The sequence below is a fragment of the Micromonospora arida genome, assembly GCF_042873195.1.
Classification (GTDB): domain Bacteria; phylum Actinomycetota; class Actinomycetes; order Mycobacteriales; family Micromonosporaceae; genus Micromonospora; species Micromonospora arida.
On sequence record NZ_JBIALC010000001.1, the window covers coordinates 865,377 to 885,106 of the forward strand.

General features: G+C 70.9%; 13 protein-coding genes. 3 read left to right on the forward strand and 10 right to left on the reverse strand.

Annotated features, from left to right (window positions below; translation table 11 throughout):
- Positions 1–182: 182 nt before the first annotated feature.
- From ACFYP0_RS04190 to ACFYP0_RS04220, 7 genes are all read right to left on the reverse strand, one after another.
- A complete protein-coding gene (locus ACFYP0_RS04190; protein ID WP_386994286.1) occupies positions 183–2,321 on the reverse strand; it encodes an alpha-glucuronidase in 2,139 nt (712 codons plus the stop codon).
- The gene (locus ACFYP0_RS04195) at positions 2,318–4,351 is read right to left on the reverse strand and encodes a beta-galactosidase (RefSeq protein ID WP_386994289.1); all 2,034 of its coding nucleotides are present in this window, start codon (positions 4,349–4,351) and stop codon (positions 2,318–2,320) included. Before ACFYP0_RS04195 ends, ACFYP0_RS04190 begins: the two co-directional genes overlap by 4 nt.
- Positions 4,348–5,037 (reverse strand): DUF624 domain-containing protein, encoded by a 690-nt coding sequence (locus ACFYP0_RS04200; protein WP_386994291.1) that lies wholly within the window; start codon positions 5,035–5,037, stop codon positions 4,348–4,350. The genes ACFYP0_RS04195 and ACFYP0_RS04200 overlap by 4 nt, the downstream gene beginning before the upstream one ends.
- Before the next feature lie 88 nt (positions 5,038–5,125).
- Entirely contained in the window at positions 5,126–6,763 is a 1,638-nt protein-coding gene (locus tag ACFYP0_RS04205) for an ABC transporter substrate-binding protein (RefSeq protein ID WP_356975258.1), read from the reverse strand.
- A gap of 54 nt (positions 6,764–6,817) precedes the next feature.
- Positions 6,818–7,726 (reverse strand): carbohydrate ABC transporter permease, encoded by a 909-nt coding sequence (locus ACFYP0_RS04210; RefSeq protein ID WP_244219128.1) that lies wholly within the window; start codon positions 7,724–7,726, stop codon positions 6,818–6,820.
- Positions 7,723–8,712 (reverse strand): ABC transporter permease, encoded by a 990-nt coding sequence (locus tag ACFYP0_RS04215; RefSeq protein ID WP_124860200.1) that lies wholly within the window; start codon positions 8,710–8,712, stop codon positions 7,723–7,725. Before ACFYP0_RS04215 ends, ACFYP0_RS04210 begins: the two co-directional genes overlap by 4 nt.
- Before the next feature lie 10 nt (positions 8,713–8,722).
- The gene (locus tag ACFYP0_RS04220) at positions 8,723–11,086 is read right to left on the reverse strand and encodes a beta-xylosidase/alpha-l-arabinosidase (protein WP_386994294.1); all 2,364 of its coding nucleotides are present in this window, start codon (positions 11,084–11,086) and stop codon (positions 8,723–8,725) included.
- A 319-nt stretch (positions 11,087–11,405) separates the two neighbouring features.
- Here ACFYP0_RS04220 and ACFYP0_RS04225 point away from each other — a divergent pair, with 319 nt between their 5' ends.
- From ACFYP0_RS04225 to ACFYP0_RS04235, 3 genes are all read left to right on the forward strand, one after another.
- Positions 11,406–12,443 (forward strand): LacI family DNA-binding transcriptional regulator, encoded by a 1,038-nt coding sequence (locus tag ACFYP0_RS04225; RefSeq protein ID WP_124860196.1) that lies wholly within the window; start codon positions 11,406–11,408, stop codon positions 12,441–12,443.
- A 21-nt stretch (positions 12,444–12,464) separates the two neighbouring features.
- Positions 12,465–13,463 carry an acetylxylan esterase gene (locus tag ACFYP0_RS04230; protein ID WP_386994298.1) on the forward strand — a complete coding sequence of 333 codons (999 nt, stop codon included), beginning with the start codon at positions 12,465–12,467 and terminating at the stop codon, positions 13,461–13,463.
- A gap of 394 nt (positions 13,464–13,857) precedes the next feature.
- Positions 13,858–14,883, forward strand: a complete 1,026-nt coding sequence (locus ACFYP0_RS04235; RefSeq protein ID WP_357004860.1) for a cellulose binding domain-containing protein — start codon at positions 13,858–13,860, stop codon at positions 14,881–14,883.
- A gap of 313 nt (positions 14,884–15,196) precedes the next feature.
- On the opposite strand, the gene ACFYP0_RS04240 is transcribed toward ACFYP0_RS04235, so the two are convergent.
- From ACFYP0_RS04240 to ACFYP0_RS04250, 3 genes are read right to left on the reverse strand one after another with little or no spacing between them, the layout of a single operon-like run.
- Complete coding sequence (locus ACFYP0_RS04240) at positions 15,197–15,661, reverse strand: MaoC family dehydratase (RefSeq protein ID WP_355500219.1); 465 nt, start codon at positions 15,659–15,661, stop codon at positions 15,197–15,199.
- 20 nt (positions 15,662–15,681) lie between these two features.
- Positions 15,682–16,830 carry an acyl-CoA dehydrogenase family protein gene (locus ACFYP0_RS04245; RefSeq protein ID WP_356975249.1) on the reverse strand — a complete coding sequence of 383 codons (1,149 nt, stop codon included), beginning with the start codon at positions 16,828–16,830 and terminating at the stop codon, positions 15,682–15,684.
- Positions 16,831–16,876: 46 nt separating this feature from the next.
- Complete coding sequence (locus ACFYP0_RS04250) at positions 16,877–19,702, reverse strand: AAA family ATPase (RefSeq protein WP_356975247.1); 2,826 nt, start codon at positions 19,700–19,702, stop codon at positions 16,877–16,879.
- Positions 19,703–19,730: the final 28 nt, after the last annotated feature.

The following is a 19,730-nucleotide window of genomic DNA, read 5'->3' on the forward strand; positions in this document are numbered from 1 at the left end:
CTTCCGGAAACCTTCCGCCGCAACGGTTCCGGCGGTCACCTGCGCGGCAGTGGACATCGACGGGCACTGTCAGCGCCGATGGGTGGCGATAAGTTATCGGGACGTTTTCGGAACCTGCCAGGCCGCTGGCGCACGGCACGAGGGCGACCCGACCGGATGGCCGAGCCGCGCCTCACCGCCGCTCAGTGGATGTCCCGCCCTCGCTCGTCCGGCACCCCGGACTTGCGGAAGAAGTACGTGTTGATCTGGTCGCGCCACTCGGTGGCGCAGCGCACCTGCTCGTCGAGGCGTTCGGCGACCCGCTCGTACACGCTCGGGTCGATCATGCCGGTCAACCTCTGCCACCTCCGTCGCATCGCCGTCACCTCCTCGACCCCCGTGAAGTGGGTGTCGTAGATGTGCTGGATGACGGTCGAGCCGCTGTGCAGCACGTGCCCGTACGGCACGTGATGGAAGAAGAGCAGCAGTTCGTCGGGGCAGGTCTCGGGTGACTCGTACACCTGGGCCCAGTACGGCGGGTACTGGCCGGCGAAGCCGGTGCCCGACGCGCGGCTGCGGTCCACGCCGACGCCGTCGCGGTCGGCGAAGTGGTAGGTGCCCCACCGGGTGTACTCGTACCCGTCGACGCCGGGACCGTAGTGGTCGCCGGGGTTGACCATGAAGCCGACGCCCAGCGGGGCGGTGTAGCGCTCATACGTGCGCCACGAGTCGTCCATGATCTCGTGCAGGGTCCGCCGCACCAGCTCCGCGTCGGCGGTCGCCGACGGCGGAAAGGTCAGCGTGATCCACTCGTCGAGGATCGCCGTAGGGTCCGCCCGTGGGTCCCAGGCCAGCCGGCCGAACGTGTACAGGTTGGCCTGTGCCAACGGATGCCCGGTCCAGAAGAGGTCGTCGCCGACGTTGGCGACGGCGACCATCCCGCCGCCCGCCCCCGACTCCCCCGTGACCACGTCGGCGATCGTCCGCCCGTCCGGCCCCCAGGGGGCGAAGCCAAGCACCTCACTCCACCACGGGCCGAGGTGGCAGACGTGCCGCTGTTGGCCCGTGTACTCCTGGGTGACCTGCAACTCCACCGCCAACCGGGTCGCCGGCATCGCGGCGAGCACCGGAGAGACCGGCTCGCGCGTCTGGAAGTCCACCGGGCCGAACTTCACCTGCACGACCACGTTGGTGCGGAAGCGCCCGTCGAGCGGGGCAAAGTGGTCGTACGCGGCCCGAGCCCGGTCGGTGGACCGGTCCCGCCAGTCCTGGTGGTGGTTGTAGACGAACGCCCGCCAGTGCACCACTCCCCCGTGCGGGGCGAGCGCCTCGGCCAGCAGGTTCGCCCCGTCGGCGTGGTCGCGGCCGTACGTGAACGGGCCGGGTTGCCCCTCCGAGTCCGCCTTCACCAGGTAGCCGCCGAAGTCCGGGATGCGGTCGTAGACCCGCCGGGTGGTGGCGGCCCACCAGACCCGTACGTTCTCGTCCAGGGGGTCGGCGGTCGGCAGGCCACCGAGGACCACCGGCGCGGCGAAGCTGACCGACAGGTGCACCCGGATGCCGTAGGGGCGCAGCGCGTCCGCGATCTCGGCCACGTCGCCGAGCCGTTCGGTGAGCAGCAGTGCCTCGGTACGGGCCACGTTGACGTTGTTCACCGAGATCGCGTTGACCCCGCAGGAGGCCAACAGCCGCCCGTACTCCCGTACCCGGGCCAGGTCGCCGCGCGGACGGCCGTCCTGCCAGAAGATCGAGCCGCCCGCGTACCCCCGTTCGACCTGGCCCATCACCGGGTGCACGGCCACGTTGTCCCAGTGGTTCAGCATTCGTCGGCGCAGCGCCGGTCGGTGCCGCTCGGGCGGTCGGGCCGGGTCGAAGGCCGCCGCGCAGAGCCGGACCACGTGGAAGAGCCCGTACAGCAGGCCGGCGGGGGCGTCGGCCAGCACCGCGGTCACGTCGCCGGCCCGCGCCAACACGAAACCCTCGTCGCCGAGCGTCCCGCCGTCGCCCAGCTCGACCAGCGCAGCCTCGCCGGCGGCGCGCGCCGCCTCCACCGCCGGGTTGGGCAGCTCACCGGCGTCGCGCAGGGCGAGCACCAGGTCGACGTCGACGTCCCAGGTCGGAGAGTGCCACACCCGTCCGCCGTAACGCGCGCAGGCACGCGAAACCTCGTTGAGGACGGTGTCGACGAGCAAACCCTCGCCGTGCAGGAGGACGCGGCGCGCGCCGAGCGACCGGAACGCCTCCGGGGGCAGCCAGGCCGGGTGGGCCCGCGGCTCGTCGCCGTCCATCGGCTCCTCGACGAACATCAGCTGCTCCAACTCCACCGACTCTTCGGCGTTCACCGGTCCTCCTCCAGCACGACAACCCCGTACGCCGGCAGGCGCAGGGCACCGCCGGCCGCCGTCCGGTCGCCGGTGAGCAGGTCGACGCCGCCGGTCCGGGCGGTCACCTCGACCGGCTCGGCGCGGTGGTTGAGCAGAAACAGCAGCCGCGACCCGTCCGCCGCGACCCGCACGGCGGACTCCAGGTCCGGCACGTCCGGGTAGGGCCCGAGCAGGTCGTGGCGGGCGAGCACCTGCCGCACCACCCAGGACACCCCGGCCTGGTCCAGCCCAGCGGCCACGTACCAGCCGTCGCCAGCGCCGAAGGAGTTGCGGGTCACCGCCGGGGTGCCCGCGTAGAAGTCGGCCTGGTAGGTGCCGATGACCTGAGCGCCCTGCGGAATCACCAGCTCGAACAGCAGCCGCGCGTCGACGTCGATGTGATCCGCACCGTCGCCGAGGCGGACCGGGTTGACCACCTCCGGGCCGCGGGCGTCCCACTCGTCGACCCGGACGCCCATGAGCTGCCCGAGCGGGCCCGGCACGTCCATCAGGAACGCCTGGTCGTTCTCGTCCACCCGGCCGGACAGGTAGGTGGTCAGCACCGACCCGCCGCGCGTCGCCACCGCCTCCAGCCGCTGCGGCAGGTCACCCTTGAGCAGGTGCAGGGCCGGGGCCACGACCACGTCGTAGCGGGACAGGTCGGCGGTCACCGCGACGACGTCCAGGTCCACACCGGCGTCCCAGAGTGCCCGGTGGTACGCGAGCACGACCTGCTGGTAGCGGACCAGCCGGGACGGGCCATCGGACAGCTCCAACGCCCACCAGCTGTCCCAGTCGAACAGCAGCGCCACCCGCGCCGGGGTCCGTGCGCCCAGCGACGCCGGGCCGAGCCGTTCCAGTTCGGCGCCCAGCTCGGCGACCTCCCGGAACACCCGGGTGTCGGAGCGACCGGCGTGCCCGATGACGGCACCGTGGTACTTCTCGCTGGCCCCCCGGGAGGCACGCAGTTGGAAGAAGAGCACCGCGTCGGCGCCGTGCGCCACTGCCTGCCAACTCCACAGCCGCATCAGCCCGGGGCGCTTCAACGGGTTGACGTCACGGCACGCGGTGCAGCTCGGGGTCTGTTCCATCAGCCAGAACGGCTGGCCGTCCTTGAGCCCGCGCATCAGGTCGTGGGTCAGTGCCATCCGGGCGGCCGACTCGTCGTCGGGCGGGTAGTTGTCCCAGGAGACGAAGTCCAGATGAGGGGCCCAGCGGTGGTAGTCGATCGGCCGGTACATGCCCATGAAGTTCGTGGTCACCGGCAGCGTCGGGCTGGACTCCCGGATGGCCGCCTTCTCGTCGCGGAAGTTGGTCAGCATCGCGTCGGAGGTGAACCGCAGGTAGTCCACTGTGATGCCTGGGAACGCGGTGTGGTCCGGGCCGCGCCAGTGCTCGGTCAGCGCCGATGGCGGCTCGATCTCGTCCCAGTCGGTGAAGGTGTGCGACCAGAAGGTGGTGTACCAGGCCTCGTTCAGCTCGTCGAGGGTGCCGTAGCGCTGGCGCAGCCAGTTCCGGAAACCCGCCGCGCACAGCGCGCAGTAGCAGGCGCCGCCGTACTCGTTGCCGACGTGCCAGGCGAGCACCGCCGGGGTGTCGGCGTAGCGGCGGGCGACCCGGCGGGCCAGCTCCGTCGAGAGCCGGCGGAAGACCGGCGAGCTGGGGCAGGAGTTGTGTCGCTGACCGAAGCGGTGCTTGCGGCCCTCGAAGTCGGTCCGGGTCACCTCCGGGTACGCCTTCGCCAACCACGGTGGGTGGGCGCCGGTGCCGGTGGCGAGGCAGATCCCGCGTCCCTCGGCACTGGCCCGCTCGACGATCCTGTCCAGCAGCGTGAAGTCGTAGGTGTCCTCGGCGGGCTGGGTGAGCGCCCAGTCGAACACCCCGAGGGTGACCAGGTCGATCCGTGCGGTGTCGAAGAGGCGGTAGTCCTGCTTCCACACGTCCTCGGGCCACTGTTCCGGGTTGTAGTCGCCCCCGAAGGGCACCTTGGCGCTGAGGGGCAGGCTCATGCGGTGAACTCCTTCCGGATCAGGTGGATCATCGGGTCGCTGATGCGCAGGTACGCCAGCACCGCGATCGACGCGAGCAGCATCAACACCGCTTCGGAGAAGACCGCGGTGATCCCGGCCGCCGCAGCCATCAGCAGGGCGTTGCCGACGGAGACACCGGGGGTACGCACGATGAAGTGCACGGCCAACCGGAGCACGTCCCGGGTGCGGAAGTCGAACAGCGAGGTGATCACCAGGGCGTTGGCCGCGCAGAGCGTCACGCCCACTCCGATCAGCACCAGCGGCACCGCCCACCAGCTCGACAGGCCGACCGCGCCGCGGTAGGCGAGGTTCACGGCGAGCACCGTCAGCCACAGCAGCGTCGGCACCCAGACCCGCAGTACGCCGAGCACGTTGGCCCGGTAGCCGCGCCAGAACAGGGTGGCCGGGTGCAGGTCGGTCAGGTCGGTTCGCTGGTGGCGCAGGGCGTACAGGGTGGCGGAGATCGCCGGGCCGATCGGTACCAGGAGGAGCGCGGCCAGCGGCAGGTTGCTCGGGTCGCGGCCCAGCACCAGCAGCGGGAGCAGGGCGGGCAACGTGGTGAGCAGCAGGAGCAGCTCGACCACGAGCAGGATGTAGACGCGCGAGGTGATCCGCGACAGGGGTCCGTCGCCGAACTGTCGCCGGGTCTGAGTCGCGCCACTCACGCTCGCTCCCTCCGGTCGACTCAGCTGATCCGTAGTCGCCGGGGGTCCGGCCGGGCCGCGACAGGCCGCCCGACCGGACTCCCGCTGATCAGCCGTTGTTCTTCTGGAACCGCTCGTACGCCTTATTGACCAGGTCGATGTACTGGTCGGAGTTCTTGGCCTTCAGCTCGGCCACGTACGCGTCCCACTCGCTGAGCGGACGCTGACCCAGGGCGAACTTCAGCGTGTTCTGCGAGACGAAGTCCTTCAGCGGCGTCTCCCAGAGCGACACCTGCTCGCGCTCCTCGTCGGTCAGCGGGGCGGGCGGTGCCACCTCCCTCGGGGTGCGGGCGTCCATCACCTTCTGGAACTCCAACTCCTCCGGGGAGAAGAACCCGCGGACCAGGTCTGGGCTGCCGCCGTAGGCGAAGACGCCGTTCTGGAAGCCGAAGTCCTTCTGCAGGTGCTTGGGGGCCTTCGGGTTGAGGCCGAGGAAGTCGACGCCGGGGTTGAGCGTGCGCTTCCCGGACGCGTCCTTGGTGAAGGTGGTGCCCTCGATGCCCCAGCGGGCGAACTCGAGGCCGGCGTCCGAGTACCACAGCCAGTCGATGAACTGCATCATTGCCACGAAGTTCTTGCTCTCCCGGGCCTTCGTGGAGATCATGATCCCGTTCTCCAGGCGGGAGAAGGGGTTGACCTCGCCGGCCGGGCCGATCGGCAGCGGGATCTTGGCCATCTTCGCGTTCGGCAGCGTCTTTGCCAGGTCGGGCCGGTGGTTGTTGACAAGGCTCTGCGCGTTGCCGGTGACGACGAACGACTTCCCGTTGGCGAGTTTCTGCCGCGCCTGGTCGTCGGTCTGGGTGAAGCTCTCCGGGTCGAGCAGACCCTCGGCGACGAGCTTGTGCAGGTACGTGAGCATCTGCTTGTACTGCTCGGACGCGCCCGTGTAGATGAACTTCTTCGCCGCCGGATCCCAGGTGGCGTGCTGGTAGTCCCAACCGGCCCGCGTGCCGAACGACGCGCTGAGGATGTTCAGCAGGGCGCCGGTCGGTGTGGGCTTACTGAACAGGTCGGAGTACGGGTAGACGTTCGGGTACTTCGCCTTCATCGCCTTGAGCACCGTGTACAGCTCGTCCCAGGTCTTCGGGACCGCCAGGTTGAGTTCCTGCATGATGTCGGTGCGCACCAGCACCGTGTAGTCCTGCGTGGGCTTCTCGTGCAGGCCGGGCAGCAGGTAGAACTTGCCGTCGGACTGCCGCAGGTTGTCGATCTCCGGCTTGAGGTTCCACTTGGCGATCTTGTCCTTGAGGTTGGGCATCAGATCCAGGTAGTCGCTCACCGGAAGGATCGCCCCAGAGGACACGAACGCGTCCTCCTGCGGGTGGTACGTCTTGGGAATGATCAGTGGCGCGTCCCCGGCGCCGATGAGCAGGCTGCGCTTCTGCTCGTAGTCGCTCAGCGGTACGGCGACCGGGTCGATCTTGACGTTGGTCCGCTTGGTGAGCTCGGACCAGAACAGCCAGTCTTCCTTGAGCGGATAAAACGTGTGGTTGTTGTAGAGGGTGGAGAACGAGAGCGCCTCGGTGGCCTTGAACTGGTCACCGATGCCGTAGTTGGCCATCGCGCCGACCCGGTTCTCGGAGAGGTCAGTCGACTCGCCGGGGTCCTCGGAACAGGCGGTGGCAAGGGAGAGCGCAAGCAGACCCGCGGTGGTCAATGCCACGCGGCGCCACGTCTTGTGGAGCATGGCTCGTCCTTTCGGTGGTGGGGATTCGAGGGGGAAGCGGTGCGGCGCCCGGCGTCATCCCTTGACCGCGCCGAGCATCACGCCGCGAACGAAGTACCGCTGAACGAAGGGATAGATCGCCAGGATCGGCAGGGTGGTGAGCACGATCGTCACGGCCTGGAGGGTGGCTGCGGCCTGGACCTTGTCGGCGTCGGCCGCGGCCGACTCGGCGCTGGTGGCGCCCGCGATGAGGTTGCGGAGGTAGACGGTGACCGGCAGCAGATCCTGCCGGTCGATGTAGAGGAACGCGGTGAACCACGAGTTCCAGAAGGAGACCGCGTAGAAAAGCACCATCGTCGCGATGATCGCCTTCGACAACGGCAGCACGATCCGCAGCAGGGTGCCGTACGTGTTGAGCCCGTCGACCGCTGCCGCCTCCTCCAACTCGCTCGGCAGGCTCTCGAAGAACGCCTTCATGACGAGCAGGTTGAACACGCTGATGGCATTGGGGATCACCACGGCCCAGATGGTGTTCTTCATGCCCAGGCTGGTGACCAGCACGTAGTTGGGAATCAGGCCACCGGAGAAGAACATGGTGAACAGCGCGACACCGATGAGGAACGGGCGACCCTTGAGCTGCGGCTTCGACAGCACGTACGCGTAACACGTGGTCAGTACGATCGAGATGAGCGTGGCGACCACCGTGTACACCACAGTGTTGCGGTAGTTCGTCCAGAACATCGCGTCCGACATCAGCAGCTTGTACGCGGTCAGGTCGAACCCACGCGGGACGATGGTCACCTTGCCGGCGATGATGTACGCCTCTTCGCTGAGCGACCGGGCCACGATGTTGAGAAACGGGTACAACGTCACGACCACGACGCCGAGCAGGACGATCGTGTTGACCACCCGGAAGATCCGGTAGCCCCGGCTGTCCACCGGCCCGCGCGTCGTCGGGGCGTCGATCTTCGTACCGAGGGTCACCACAGGCTCGTCCCGACCGTGCGACGGGAGATGACGTTCGCCGACAGGACGAGGATCAGCCCGATCACCGCCTCGAAGAGGCCGATGGCGGCCGCGTAGCTGAAGTTGCTCGACTGGAAGCCCATCCGGAACAGATAGGTGGAGATCACGTCGGCGGTCGGATACGTCAACGGGTTGTAGAGCAGCAGGATCTTCTCGAACCCAACCGCCAGGAAGCTGCCGATGTTGAGGATCAGCAAGGTCACCATCGTCGGACGGATGCCCGGCAACGTGACGTGCCAGGTCTGCCGCAACCGGCCGGCGCCGTCGATCCGGGCGGCCTCGTACAGGTCCTCGTCGATGGTGGTGAGGGCGGCGAGGTAGAGGATCGTGCCCCACCCGACGGTCTGCCAGACCTCGGACGAGACATAGATGGTGCGGAACCACTCCGGTCTCTGCAGGAACGGCACCGGGTCGCCACCGAACAGGGTGACGAGTTGGTTGGCGGTGCCCTCGATCGAGGTCAACTGCATGACCATCGCCGCCACGATCACGATCGACAGGAAGTGCGGCAGGTAGGACACGGACTGGACGAACCGCTTGAAGCGGCGGGCCCGGACCTCGTTGAGCAGCAGCGCCAGCACGATCGGCAGCGGGAAACAGAACAGCAGGGTCAGCGTCCCGAGCACCAGGGTGTTGGTGAACACCTCCCAGAACGTCGGGTCGGTGAGGAACATCCGGAAGTAGCGCAGCCCGACCCAGTACTCACCGAAGATGCTGCCGCCCGGCTTGAACCGACGGAACGCGATGATGTTGCCGATCATCGGCAGGTACCGGAAGACCAGGAAGAACAGCAGCGGCAGGATGGCGAGGGAGTAGAGCTGCCAGTCCCGGCGCAGTGCCTGGCGCCAACTGCGACGGCGTCGTGGGGAGCGCGGGGCGGGGCTCTGGGCGTGCTGCGGAGAGGTCGGCGGCGCCGGCGGTGGTGGCCGCAGAGTGGATGTCATCCGTGGCCTCCTATGCCGACTGTGGAACGGCCACGAGGGGCTCGACCCGCACCGAGGTGAGCAGCTCCCGCTCGAAACCGACCTCGCGCTCGGTGCCGACCAGCCGCAGCGGCAGAGCCGCCGCCACGTCGCCGCTCGATCGGCCGAACCGCAGCTCGACGTCGCCGGGCTCGACGATCCGTTGGCCGGTCAGCCCGGTGAACGACGCCACATCGGCCGGTACGCCGAACGTCACGTGCGCCACCTCGCCGGGAGCCAACGGCAGCCGGGTGTAGCCGATCAGCCGGACCACCGGACGGGTGGTCTGCGCGACCGGGTCGTGCAGGTAGAGCTGCACGACCTCGGTGCCGGCCCGCTCACCGGTGTTGGCGACGGTGATCCGCACCCGTACCTCGCCGTCGACCGGCCAGGCGGTCGGATCTTCGCGCGGTTCGATTACCGTCGCGTCGGACCACTCGAAGGTGGTGTAGCTCAGCCCGTGCCCGAACGGGTACGCCGGGGTCGGGTCGATCGAGGAGACCTTGTTGCGCCGACCGAGCGGCGGCGCCAGGTAGGTGCTCGGCAGCCCGCCGGCGTCGCGGGGAACGCTGACCGGCAACCGCCCGGAGGGTTCGACCGCGCCGGTGAGCACCTCGGCGAGTGCCTGCCCACCGAGCTGGCCGAGGAAGAACGCCTGCACCACGGCCGCCGCGCCGTCGAACTCCGGGCCGAGCGCGTACGGGCGGCCGGCCATCAACACCAGGACGACCGGGGTGCCGGTGGCGAGGACGGCGCGGACGAGGTCGCTCTGCACACCGGGTAGTCGCAGGTCGACGGCGTCGCAGCCCTCACCGGAGGTGCCCCGGCCGAACATTCCCGCCCGGTCGCCGACGGCCAGCACGCACACGTCGGCGGCGGCGGCCGCGGCCACCGCGGCCGGGATGCCCGAGGTGTCCTCGCCGGTGATGGCGCAGCCCGGCTCGTGGGTGAGCAGCGGGACGCGTCGGGCCAACTCGTCGCGCAGTGTGGGGATGTCCAGGCCGAGCCCGAATTCGCTGTGGTGGATGCCCACGTGATTGGGGAACGAGTAGCAGCCGAGCATGGCCATCGGGTCGTCGGCGGCCGGGCCGACCAGGGCGACCCGGCTGCCCACGGGCAGCGGGAGGACGCCGGTGTTGCGCAGCAGGACGACTGACTCCCGGGCCAGGCGAAGGGCGATGTCCTGGCTGGCCTCGTCGTCGAAGCGCAGGGACGCCACGTCGTCCGGCAGCTCCTGCCAGCCCTCGTCCAGCAGACCGAGCTCGATCTTCTGGATCAGCACCCGACGCAGCGCACAGTCGATGAGCGCCTCGTCGACCTCGCCGCGGCGAGCCGCCTCCACCAACGGTGCACCGAAGGCGTCCACAGTGGGCAGTTCGACGTCGATCCCGGCCCGCAGGGCGAGCCGGGCCGCGTCGGCGGCATTCCCGGCGACGCCGTGCAGGGTCTGTAGGAACCGTACGGCGAAGTAGTCGGCCACCACGGTGCCGGTGAAGCCCCACTCGTCACGCAACAACCCGGTCAGCAGCCCGCGGTCGGCCGCGACGGGCAGGCCGTCGATCTCGGCGTAGGAGTTCATCACCGAGCGGGCCCCGCCGAGGCGCAGCGCCATCTCGAACGGCGGCAGGATGACGTCGGCCAGCTCTCGGCGACCCATCGGCACCGGCGCGAGGTTGCGTCCGCCTCGGGAGGCGGAGTAGCCGGCGAAGTGCTTCAGCGTGGCCACCACGCCGGCCCGCTCCAGGCCCCGCACGTAGGCTGCACCTGTCGTGCCGACCAGGTAGGGGTCCTCGCCGATCGTCTCCTCGGTACGGCCCCAGCGGTAGTCCCGGGTGACGTCCAGCACCGGGGCGAGGCCCTGGTGCACACCGGCGGCGCGCATCGACCGCCCGATCCGGTCGGCCATAGCCTCGACCAGTTCGGGATCGAAGGACGCGCCCCAGCTGAGCGGAGTCGGGTAGACGGTGGCCCGCCACGCCGCGAACCCGGTGAGGCACTCCTCGTGCACCTGCGCCGGAATGCCGAACCGACTGGCGGCCACGATCTGCGCCTGCGACGCCGCCAGCGACCGGGCGCCGAACACCGGGTCGACCGGGGCGGTGCCGAACGGGCGGGTCAGCTGACCCAACCCGTACTGGATGACAGTGCTCCACGGCGGCAACTCGCCGAGCATGTCCGACTGGTGCGGTGCGACGCCCTCGCCACTGGCGTCGGCGCCGACCCAGACCCCGACGAGCTGGGCGATCTTCTCTTCGAGGGACATCTTCGGCAGGAGCGCCTCGGCTCGCTCGGTCGGCGACAGCCGCTGATCACGCCACGGCGCGGCGCCGTCGTCCCCGAGCGACTGACTTCTCATGCCATGACCCCTTAGCTCCGGCCACATCCCCGTGCCCTGGTCGAACCAGCTCCGTGGCGGACGTTTCTCACGATCCGAAACTTTCCGGAAACCTGCGTAACCTTTTCGGCAACCTAAGTGGCGCATCGATACCTGTCAAGGGTCTCAATCGGACTACCAGGCGACGTTTCCTGCACACGGTGACCCCGCAGTCGGCACTCCGTGGCCGATGAGCCGCGCAGTGACCCGCGAGTGGAGAGCCCGGCTGCGGCACCCACTGGCGTGAATGTCTCATCGTGTTAAGGTCGCCCGAAACTTTCGGATGTTGTATGAGGCCGCGATGACAGAGCACCGCCCGCTCGACCCACCCGCCTCCACCACCATCGCGACCATCGCCAACGATGTCGGCGTCTCGGTCGCGACCGTGTCCAAGGTCCTCAACGGACGCGGCGATGTCGCCCCCGGCACCAGAGCCCGGGTGGAGGCGAGCCTCGACCGCCACCAGTACCAGCGCCGCGCCCGGCGACAGGCGACCAGCGGCGGCCGGGTGGACCTCGTGTTCCACGAGTTCGACACGGGTTGGGCGATGGAGATCCTGCGGGGCGTCGAGGCGGTGACCTCCGCCGCCGGCATCGGGCTGTCGATCGCCCAACTCGACGGCGCGCACCGGCCGCCGGCACGATGGCTGGAGGCGTTACTCGCCGACCGCCCCCTGGGCGTGGTGTTCGTCCTCTCCCACCTGGCCGAGGCCCAACAGCAGCACCTGCGCCGGCAGGGCATTCCGTTCGTCGTCGTCGACACCGACAGCGCCACCTCGGCCTCCGTGCCGACCGTCGGGTCGAACAACTGGAACGGCGGTCTGCTCGCCGCCCGGCACCTGCTGGAGCTGGGGCACCGGCGGATAGCCATCATCTCCGGGCCACCCGACGTGCTGTGCAGCAGAGCCCGGGCCGCAGGCTTCCAGTCGGCCCACGACGAAGCCGGGATAGTGGTCGACCGCGAGCTGATCCGCTACGGCAGTTTCTCCGCCGGAGCGGGGCACGCCCACGGGCTGCAACTGCTCCAGCGGCCGGACCGACCCACGGCGATCTTCGCCGGGTCGGACATCCAGGCCATGGGGGTGCTCCGGGCCGCCCGCCAGTGCGGCCTGCGAGTGCCCGAGGACCTTTCGGTGATCGGGTACGACAACCTGCCGGTCTCGGCCTGGACCGACCCGGCCCTCACCACGATCAACCAGCCGTTGCGCGACATGGCCGGCATCGCCACCCAGATGTTGCTCGACCTGACCAGGGGGAACGCACCGGCGACCAGCCGGATCGACCTGGTGACCGAGCTGGTCTTACGGGAGAGCACCGCGCCCCCCGCCCACCCGCACTGACCCCGGCCCCTGCGAGGACCCGTGCCCCACTCCGCCTCCACCTTCGACGACCTTCAGCGGTACGCACCCGAGGTCGCCGAACCCGACGACTTCGACGAGTTCTGGCGGGACACACTCGCCGAGGCGGCCGCCGTGCCGGTGCTCGTCGACGTCCGCCCCGAACCCACCGACCTGCGGCTGCTCGACTCCTGGGACGTCACGTTCGCCGGCTTCGGCGGTGACCCGGTCCGGGCCTGGTACACCCGCCCGGCCGGTGTTCAAGAGCCGCTGCCGGCCGTGGTCGAGTACGCCGGCTACGGTCGCGGGCGCGGCCTGCCCCACGAACGGCCGACCTGGGCGGTGGCCGGGTACGCGCACCTGCTGATGGACAACCGGGGCCAGGCGGGGCAGCACGGCGCCGGGGACACCCCCGACCCGCACGGCGCGCCCGGCGGGCCCTGGCCGGTCACCTGGGGGATCCTCGACCCACGCGACTACCACTACCGCCGCCTGATCACCGACGCGGTGCGGGCGGTCGAGGCGGTCCGCGCGCTGCCGGGGGTCGAGGGTGACCAGGTCACCGTGGTCGGCAACAGCCAGGGCGGCGGCATCGCACTGGCGGTGGCGGGTCTCGTCGGGGATCTCAGCGCGGTGCTGACCACCGCCCCGTTCCTGTGCGACATGCGCCGGGCCGTCGCGCTCACCGACCTCGCGCCGTACGGCGAGATCGCCCGGTACCTGGCGGTGCACCGGGAGGTCGAGGAGGCGGTGTGGCGCACCCTGTCCTATGTCGACGGCGTGAGCTTCGCGCGTCGGGCGACGGCACCGGCACATTTCGGAGTCGGCCAACGCGACACCGTCTGCCCACCGCGAACCGCCTTCGCCGCCTACAACCACTACGGCGCCGCGAACGGGAGGCCGGTCCCGCCCGAGCGGGAGATGCACGTCTACCCGTTCAACGGCCATGAGGGCGGCGAGGCCGTCCACGTCCGGCGTCAGCTGCGCTGGCTAGGCTCGGTGCTCCACCCCGCCCGCAGATGAGCGGTTCACTCCGAAGCATTGTCGAACGTTGATGCGTTGCCGATGTTAGCGATAACACGCTATGGTGCGTCAGGCGAGGTGCAGGGCACACCTCCGCCACGGCTCATCGGTTCGTCGCGCCAGATCCTCGACGGCCGGCGCCCGCCACACCGCGACGACCACCAGTGCAAACGTCCGGGTTCTTGGTCGTGCCGCGCACCCCACCTCCGCGTATCGCGTCATGGCGGCGGCCCTCTTCCCAGTGGCCGCCAATGTCGCGCACCCCACCAGAGGAAGTCCTATGCGCAGTCCAACGCTTGGCCAACCCGTCCCTCCCACACCGACCGGCAGCGCACCGACGTCGAGGCCCCGGCGGGCCCGTCGATGGTGGACGGCCCTCGCCACCGTCGCCGCCATGGTCGCGGCCGTACCGATCGCGACCACTCCCGCGAGCGCCGAATCCAACGGCGGCGTACGCGTGATGCCGCTCGGCGACTCGATCACCGACGGATTCAACGTTCCTGGCGGGTACCGGATCGAGTTGTGGCAGCGGTTCACGTCCGGTGGCTACCGGATCGACTTCGTCGGCTCCCAGTTCAACGGGCCAGCCAGCCTCGGCGACCACGACCACCAGGGCCATTCCGGCTGGACGATCGCCCAGATCGACGCCAACGTGGTGAACTGGTTGCGGGCCACGAACCCGCGGACCGTGCTCCTGCACATCGGCACCAACGACATGTACGGCGACACGTCCGGTGCCCCGTCCCGGCTGGCCACGCTCGTCGACCGGATCACCAACACCGCCCCGAACGCGGACGTGTTCGTCGCGACGATCATCCCGAAGTCCGGCGCGGACAACCAGGTCCGGGGCTACAACGCCGCGATCCCGGGGATCGTGCAGAGCAGGGCCGCCGCCGGTAAACGCGTACACCTGGTCGACATGTATAGCGCCTTGACGCTCAGCGACCTGGCCGACGGGGTGCACCCGAACGCCACCGGTTACCGCAAGATGGCCGCCGCCTGGTACGACGCCCTCCGTGCGGTGCCCGGCAGCATCGGGGGCGACACTCCTCCGACCACTCCGCCGCCCACCACGCCGCCGCCGACCACTCCCCCGCCGTCCGGTGACTGCCGCGTCGCGTACACGGTCAACGCCTGGAACAGCGGTCTCACCGCGTCGGTCTCGGTGACCAACACGAGCAGCACGCCGGTCAACGGTTGGGCTCTGGCGTTCACGCTGCCCAGTGGGCAGAGCATCACCAGCGGTTGGAACGCCACCTACTCCCCGTCCAGCGGAGCGGTGACCGCCCGCAACGTCTCCTACAACGCGACGATCGCGCCGAACACCTCGGTCGACATCGGCTTCCAGGCAACCCACACGGGTGGCACCGGCCGTCCGTCCGCGTTCACCCTGAACGGCACCGCCTGCACGGTCGCCTGACACCACCCGTCGCGGTGCCGGGCCCGCTGGCTCGGCGCCGGACAATCGGTGGCTCGGGCGGATTGGATGGTGAGCGCCCGCCATCGCCGATCCCTGGCGGGCGCTCACCACCGCGAGGCCGGCGCCGTTGTGCACGTCGCCGCACCCGCGGGCTCCTGGACCCGGGCGGCACCGCTACCCACCCTCCGGCGAACCGAGCAGAAAGGGGCGGCGACGGAATCCGTCGCCGCCCCGTCAGCCTGCGGAGGCGCTCAGGAGGCCGTGCAGGAACGCGGCACCGCGCACCTCGGCCAGCCCTCGCCGGGCTTGGCGGTCACTGCTCCACAGCGCGGTAGAGCCGGCTCACGGTTTCGGCCACGCAGACGGGCTTGCCGCCGCTGTCGCTCTCCACGGTGACCGTCACGACCAGCTGCACACCGCCGCTCACCGGCGTCACGTCGGCGATGGTGGCGGTGGCGCGTACGGCGGCGCCGACCCGCAGCGGCGCGGGGAAGCGCACCCGGTTCAGCCCGTAGTTGACGCCCATCCCCACCCCCTCGACCCGGTAGAGCCCGCTCGCCAACGCCGGCAACAGCGACAGGGTGAGGTACCCGTGGGCGATCGTCCCGCCGAACGGCCCCGCCGCGGCTCGGACCGGGTCGAGATGGATCCACTGGTGGTCGTCGGTGGCGTCGGCGAAGAGGTCGACGCGGCTCTGCTCGACGCGCTGCCACGGACCGGGCCCGAGGCTCTCGCCGGTCGCGGCGGCCAACTCCTCGAAGGAGGTGAAGACTCTCATGCCGGATCTCCCTACAGCTGTTAGAAGGCGTTGACGCCGGTGAGCGCGCGTCCGATGAGGAGTTGCTGAATCTGACTGGTGCCCTCGTAGAGCGTGGCCACCCGGGCATCGCGCAGATACTTGCCGACCGGATACTCGTCGATGTAGCCGTACCCGCCGAAGACCTGGACCGCGTTGTTGGCCGCGCGGACGGCGGCCTCACTGGCGAAGAGCTTGGCCATCGACGCCTCGGTGGCAAACGGCTGGCCGCGGTCGATCAGGTCGGCCACCTGCCACACCAGCAGCCGGGCGGCGGCGGTGTCCACCGCTATGGCGGCGAGCAGTTGTTGGACGAGCTGGTGCCCGGCGATCGGCTTGCCGAACTGGGTGCGCTGCCCGGCGTAGCCGACCGCCGTGTCGAGGCAGCCCTGGGCGATGCCGACGCACCCGGCGGCCACCGACATCCGGCCCTTGGCGAGGGTGGCCAGGGCCAGCCGGAATCCGGCGCCCTCGGCGCCGAGGCGGGCCGTGTCGGGCACGCGCACCTCGTCGAAGCCCAGTTCGCCGGTGGCCTGACCGCGCAGGCCGAGCTTGCCGTGGATCTCCCGCCGGGTCAGCCCGGGGCTGTCGGTGGGCACCAGGAACGCGGTGATTCCTCGGTGCCCGGGGCCGCCGGTGCGGGCGAAGACCAGCGCCACGTCGGCGGTGGTGCCGTTGGTGATGAACGTCTTCGTGCCGGTGAGCAACCAGTCGGTGCCGTCGCGGACCGCACGGGTGCGCAGGGCGGCCGCGTCCGAGCCGCTGTCCGGCTCGGTCAGTGCGAAGCAGCCAAGGGCGCTGCCGTCGCAGAGCTTCGGCAGCCACTCGGCCCGCTGTTCCGCACTCCCGTGCGCGGCGATCGACTTCGCCACCAGGCCGAGGGAGACCGAGACGATGCCACGCACGGCTGAGTCGCCCCGGCCCAGCTCCTCCAGGACCAGGCAGTACGCGAGGTGGTCGCCGCCGGAACCGCCGTCGGTCTCGGCGATGGTCAGCCCCAGGAAGCCCAGGTCACCGAGCATGCCGACGATGGCGGGGTCGACCGATTCGCGGCGATCCCAGGCGGCCGCGTGCGGCAGCAGCTCGCGGTCGGCGAACTCGGCGGCCAGCTGGCGGACCGCCGCCTGCTCGGCGGAGAGGGTGAGGTCCATGACGCTCAAACTAGCGGTGATAGTTAAACGCGTCCAGACCGGACGGTCACCGGTCGGACGCCAGACCGACGTGCCGCTCGGCGGTGAACGCGCGGGCCAGCTCGGTCCGCGAACGGATGCCCAGCCGGTGGAACACGTTGCGCAGGTGGTGGTCGACCGTACGGGTGGAGAGGAACATCCGGGCGGCGATCTCCCGGTTGGTGGCGCCCTCGGCGACCAACTCGGCGATCCGCAGTTGCTGGCCGGTCAACAACCGCGCCGCGGGCAGGTCCGGCGGACCGATCGACTCCCCGGCCGCCCGCAGCTCCGTGGTGGCCTGCTCGGCCCAGCACTCCACTCCGAGCAGGCTGAACATCTCGCGGGCCTGGTGCAGGTGCGTCCGCGCGTCGCGAGGGCGTCGGCTGCGGCGCAACTCCTGGCCGAAGAGCAGTTCGGTGCGGGCCCGCTCGAACGTGCCGGCCTCGGTCGGGTGCAGGCGCAGCGCCGCCTGGAAGTCCCGTTCCGCCTCGGCGCCGCCCCGAGGGGCGAGCAGTGCGTGACACCGCGCGGACAGGGCCCGGCGCAACGGGCTCGCGGTGCTGCTGGCCCACCTGTCGAACGCGGCGAGCGCGGCCGTCGCCGCCGGCCGGTGCGCCAGGTGCGCCGCCGCCTCCACCAGGTACGGGGTGGCCATCACCTGCACGAGGACCTGACCTCGACGCATGCCGAGCCGAGCCAGCGACGCCAACCGCTCCGCTGCCTCGGCATGCCGGCCGTCGACCAGGTCGAGCACCGCCAGGGCCCACGCGGCGAGCGCGTGCGGGCGGCTGCCCGGCGTCGGCGACTCGCCGATCTCACGGATCCGCCGCAGGCTGGTCTCCCGATCAGCCCGGATCGCGGCGAGGACGGCGAGCATGCCCAGATGGACGGCGGCGCAGTTGACCTGCCCGGTTGCCCGGGCGACGCGCAGCCCGTCGCGGGAGGTCTCCGCCGCCGCCTCGTGTCGGCCCAGCCAGTACTCGGCGACCGCCCTCAGCTCCAACGCCCGCGACAGCATGGACAGCTCACCCCGTTCCCGGGCCAGCTCGACGGCGCGTTCGGCGAGCCGGTGGGCCGCGCCGTCCACGGCCACCAGCAGTCCGGCCGCCGCGGCGCAGCTGAGTGCGGTGGGGGTCAACGCCCAACCGGTCAGCCGGTCGCCCAGCACCACGGCGCGGCGCAGCGCGGGCCCGGCTCGCTCGTGGTCGCCCCGCAGGGTCGCCGCCACCCCGGCGATCAGACAGCCCATGACCTCCAGGGCCGGCGGGTCGTCTGGGCGCCGCAACGCCAGCGCCCGCCGGCCGACCTCGGCGTACCGGTACTGGTCGCCGGTGAAGCAGACCGCCTCGCCGGCCCGCACCAGCCCGGTCAACGCCAGGGCGCGGTCGGTGCCGTCCACCGCCGCGGCGGAAGCCAGCAGCGTGGCCGACGCACTCGACGCGGTGCCGCAGCGCAACTCCAGCTCACCGCGGAGCAGGTCGGCGCGGCCTCGAACGACCGGGTCGACGCAGACCGTGCGGAGGCGGTCGAGCAGCAGCCGGGCCTCGTCGGGTTGCCCCCCGGCCCAGGCATAGCGGGCTGCGGTCAGCAGACGGGTGGCGGTCAGCCCCGGATGGTCGCTCAGTTCGGCGGCCCACCGCAGGGCCGCCGAGGCGGCAGCCCAGCCGTCGGGTCCGCCGACCGCCGCCTGTTCCAGCTCGGCGGCGAGGGCCGGATCGGCACCCGCGGTCGCGGCGGCGAGGTGCATCGCCCGGCGGAGCCGCTGCCCGTCCGCGACCAGCACCTCGGCGAGCAGCCGGTGCGCCGCGCGGCGCTCCGCCAGCGGCGCGCTGGCCGCGATCATCGTGCGCACCAGCGGCTGCGGAAAGGTGACGCCGCGTTGCTCGACGCGGACCAGGCCGGCGACCTCCGCCGGGGCGAGCGCCTCGACCTCGGTGCCGGCGGCGGCCGCGGCCCGGATCAGGGTGCCCGGCTCGCCGTCCTCGTCGAGCGCGGCGAGCAACAGCACCCGCCGGGTCTCCGGGGGCAGCCGGTCCAGCCGGGCGCGGTACGCGCGACCCAGCGCTCCGTCCGCCGGTGGGGCGGCGGGCAGCGACTCCTCGCCCCGCCACTGCCCCGCGGTGAGCACCTCGGCGAGGTCCACCAGGGCCTGCGGGTTGCCGCCGCCGATCGTGGCCAACGCGGTCAGGGCCGACGCGGCTGGCCGGTCGGGGAGCCGGTCGCCGCCCTCGCGCCCGGTCAGCCGATCGAGTCGATCGGTGAGGACGGCGTTGCTCTCGTGCTCGGTCAGCGCGCGCAGTCGGTGTGCCGGTATCCCGTCGAGGTTGGCGGTGACGTCCGCGGTGAGCAGGACGGCGAGCGGCAGGTGCCGCAGTCGGCGGGCCACGAACGCCAGCACCTGCGCGGTCTGCGGATCACCTCGGTCGATGTCGTCCATCGTGGCGAGCAACGGCCGGTCCCGGGCGGCGGCGGCGAGCAGACCGAGCACCGCCATCGACAGGGTCAGCTGCCGGTCGGCGGGGCAGCTCTCCCCGCCCAGTGCGCGCCGTAGCAGTTGGCGCTGCTCGCCGGGGAGCGCGGTGGCCCGGTCGAGCACCGGGTCGACCAGACGTTGCAGGCCGGCGTACGGCAGGGCGGCCTCCTCGGCGAGCCCGCTGCCGGCGAGCACTGTGCAGCCACTCTCGGCGTGCCGATGGGCGTAGCCGAGAAGCGCCGTCCGGCCCGATCCGGGCTCTCCGCGCAACAGCAGGGCACCGCCGGCGTTGGTCATGCCGTCGAGCAGGCTCCGGACAGCCCGGCACTCGTCGTCCCGGCCACGCAGCACGGTTAGTTGCACTCTTGATGCAGTAACCATGCCTGCCAGTGTTACCCATCGGAAACCG

Coding starts and splice junctions, on each gene's coding strand:
- ACFYP0_RS04235 (WP_357004860.1), top strand. CDS start 13,858: ATGGTCGCGGCCGTACCGATCGCGACCACTCCCGCGAGCGCCGAATCC.
- ACFYP0_RS04215 (WP_124860200.1), bottom strand. CDS start 8,712: ATGACATCCACTCTGCGGCCACCACCGCCGGCGCCGCCGACCTCTCCG.
- ACFYP0_RS04195 (WP_386994289.1), bottom strand. CDS start 4,351: ATGAGCCTGCCCCTCAGCGCCAAGGTGCCCTTCGGGGGCGACTACAAC.
- ACFYP0_RS04250 (WP_356975247.1), bottom strand. CDS start 19,702: ATGGTTACTGCATCAAGAGTGCAACTAACCGTGCTGCGTGGCCGGGAC.
- ACFYP0_RS04205 (WP_356975258.1), bottom strand. CDS start 6,763: ATGCTCCACAAGACGTGGCGCCGCGTGGCATTGACCACCGCGGGTCTG.
- ACFYP0_RS04220 (WP_386994294.1), bottom strand. CDS start 11,086: ATGAGAAGTCAGTCGCTCGGGGACGACGGCGCCGCGCCGTGGCGTGAT.
- ACFYP0_RS04240 (WP_355500219.1), bottom strand. CDS start 15,661: ATGAGAGTCTTCACCTCCTTCGAGGAGTTGGCCGCCGCGACCGGCGAG.
- ACFYP0_RS04245 (WP_356975249.1), bottom strand. CDS start 16,830: ATGGACCTCACCCTCTCCGCCGAGCAGGCGGCGGTCCGCCAGCTGGCC.
- ACFYP0_RS04225 (WP_124860196.1), top strand. CDS start 11,406: ATGACAGAGCACCGCCCGCTCGACCCACCCGCCTCCACCACCATCGCG.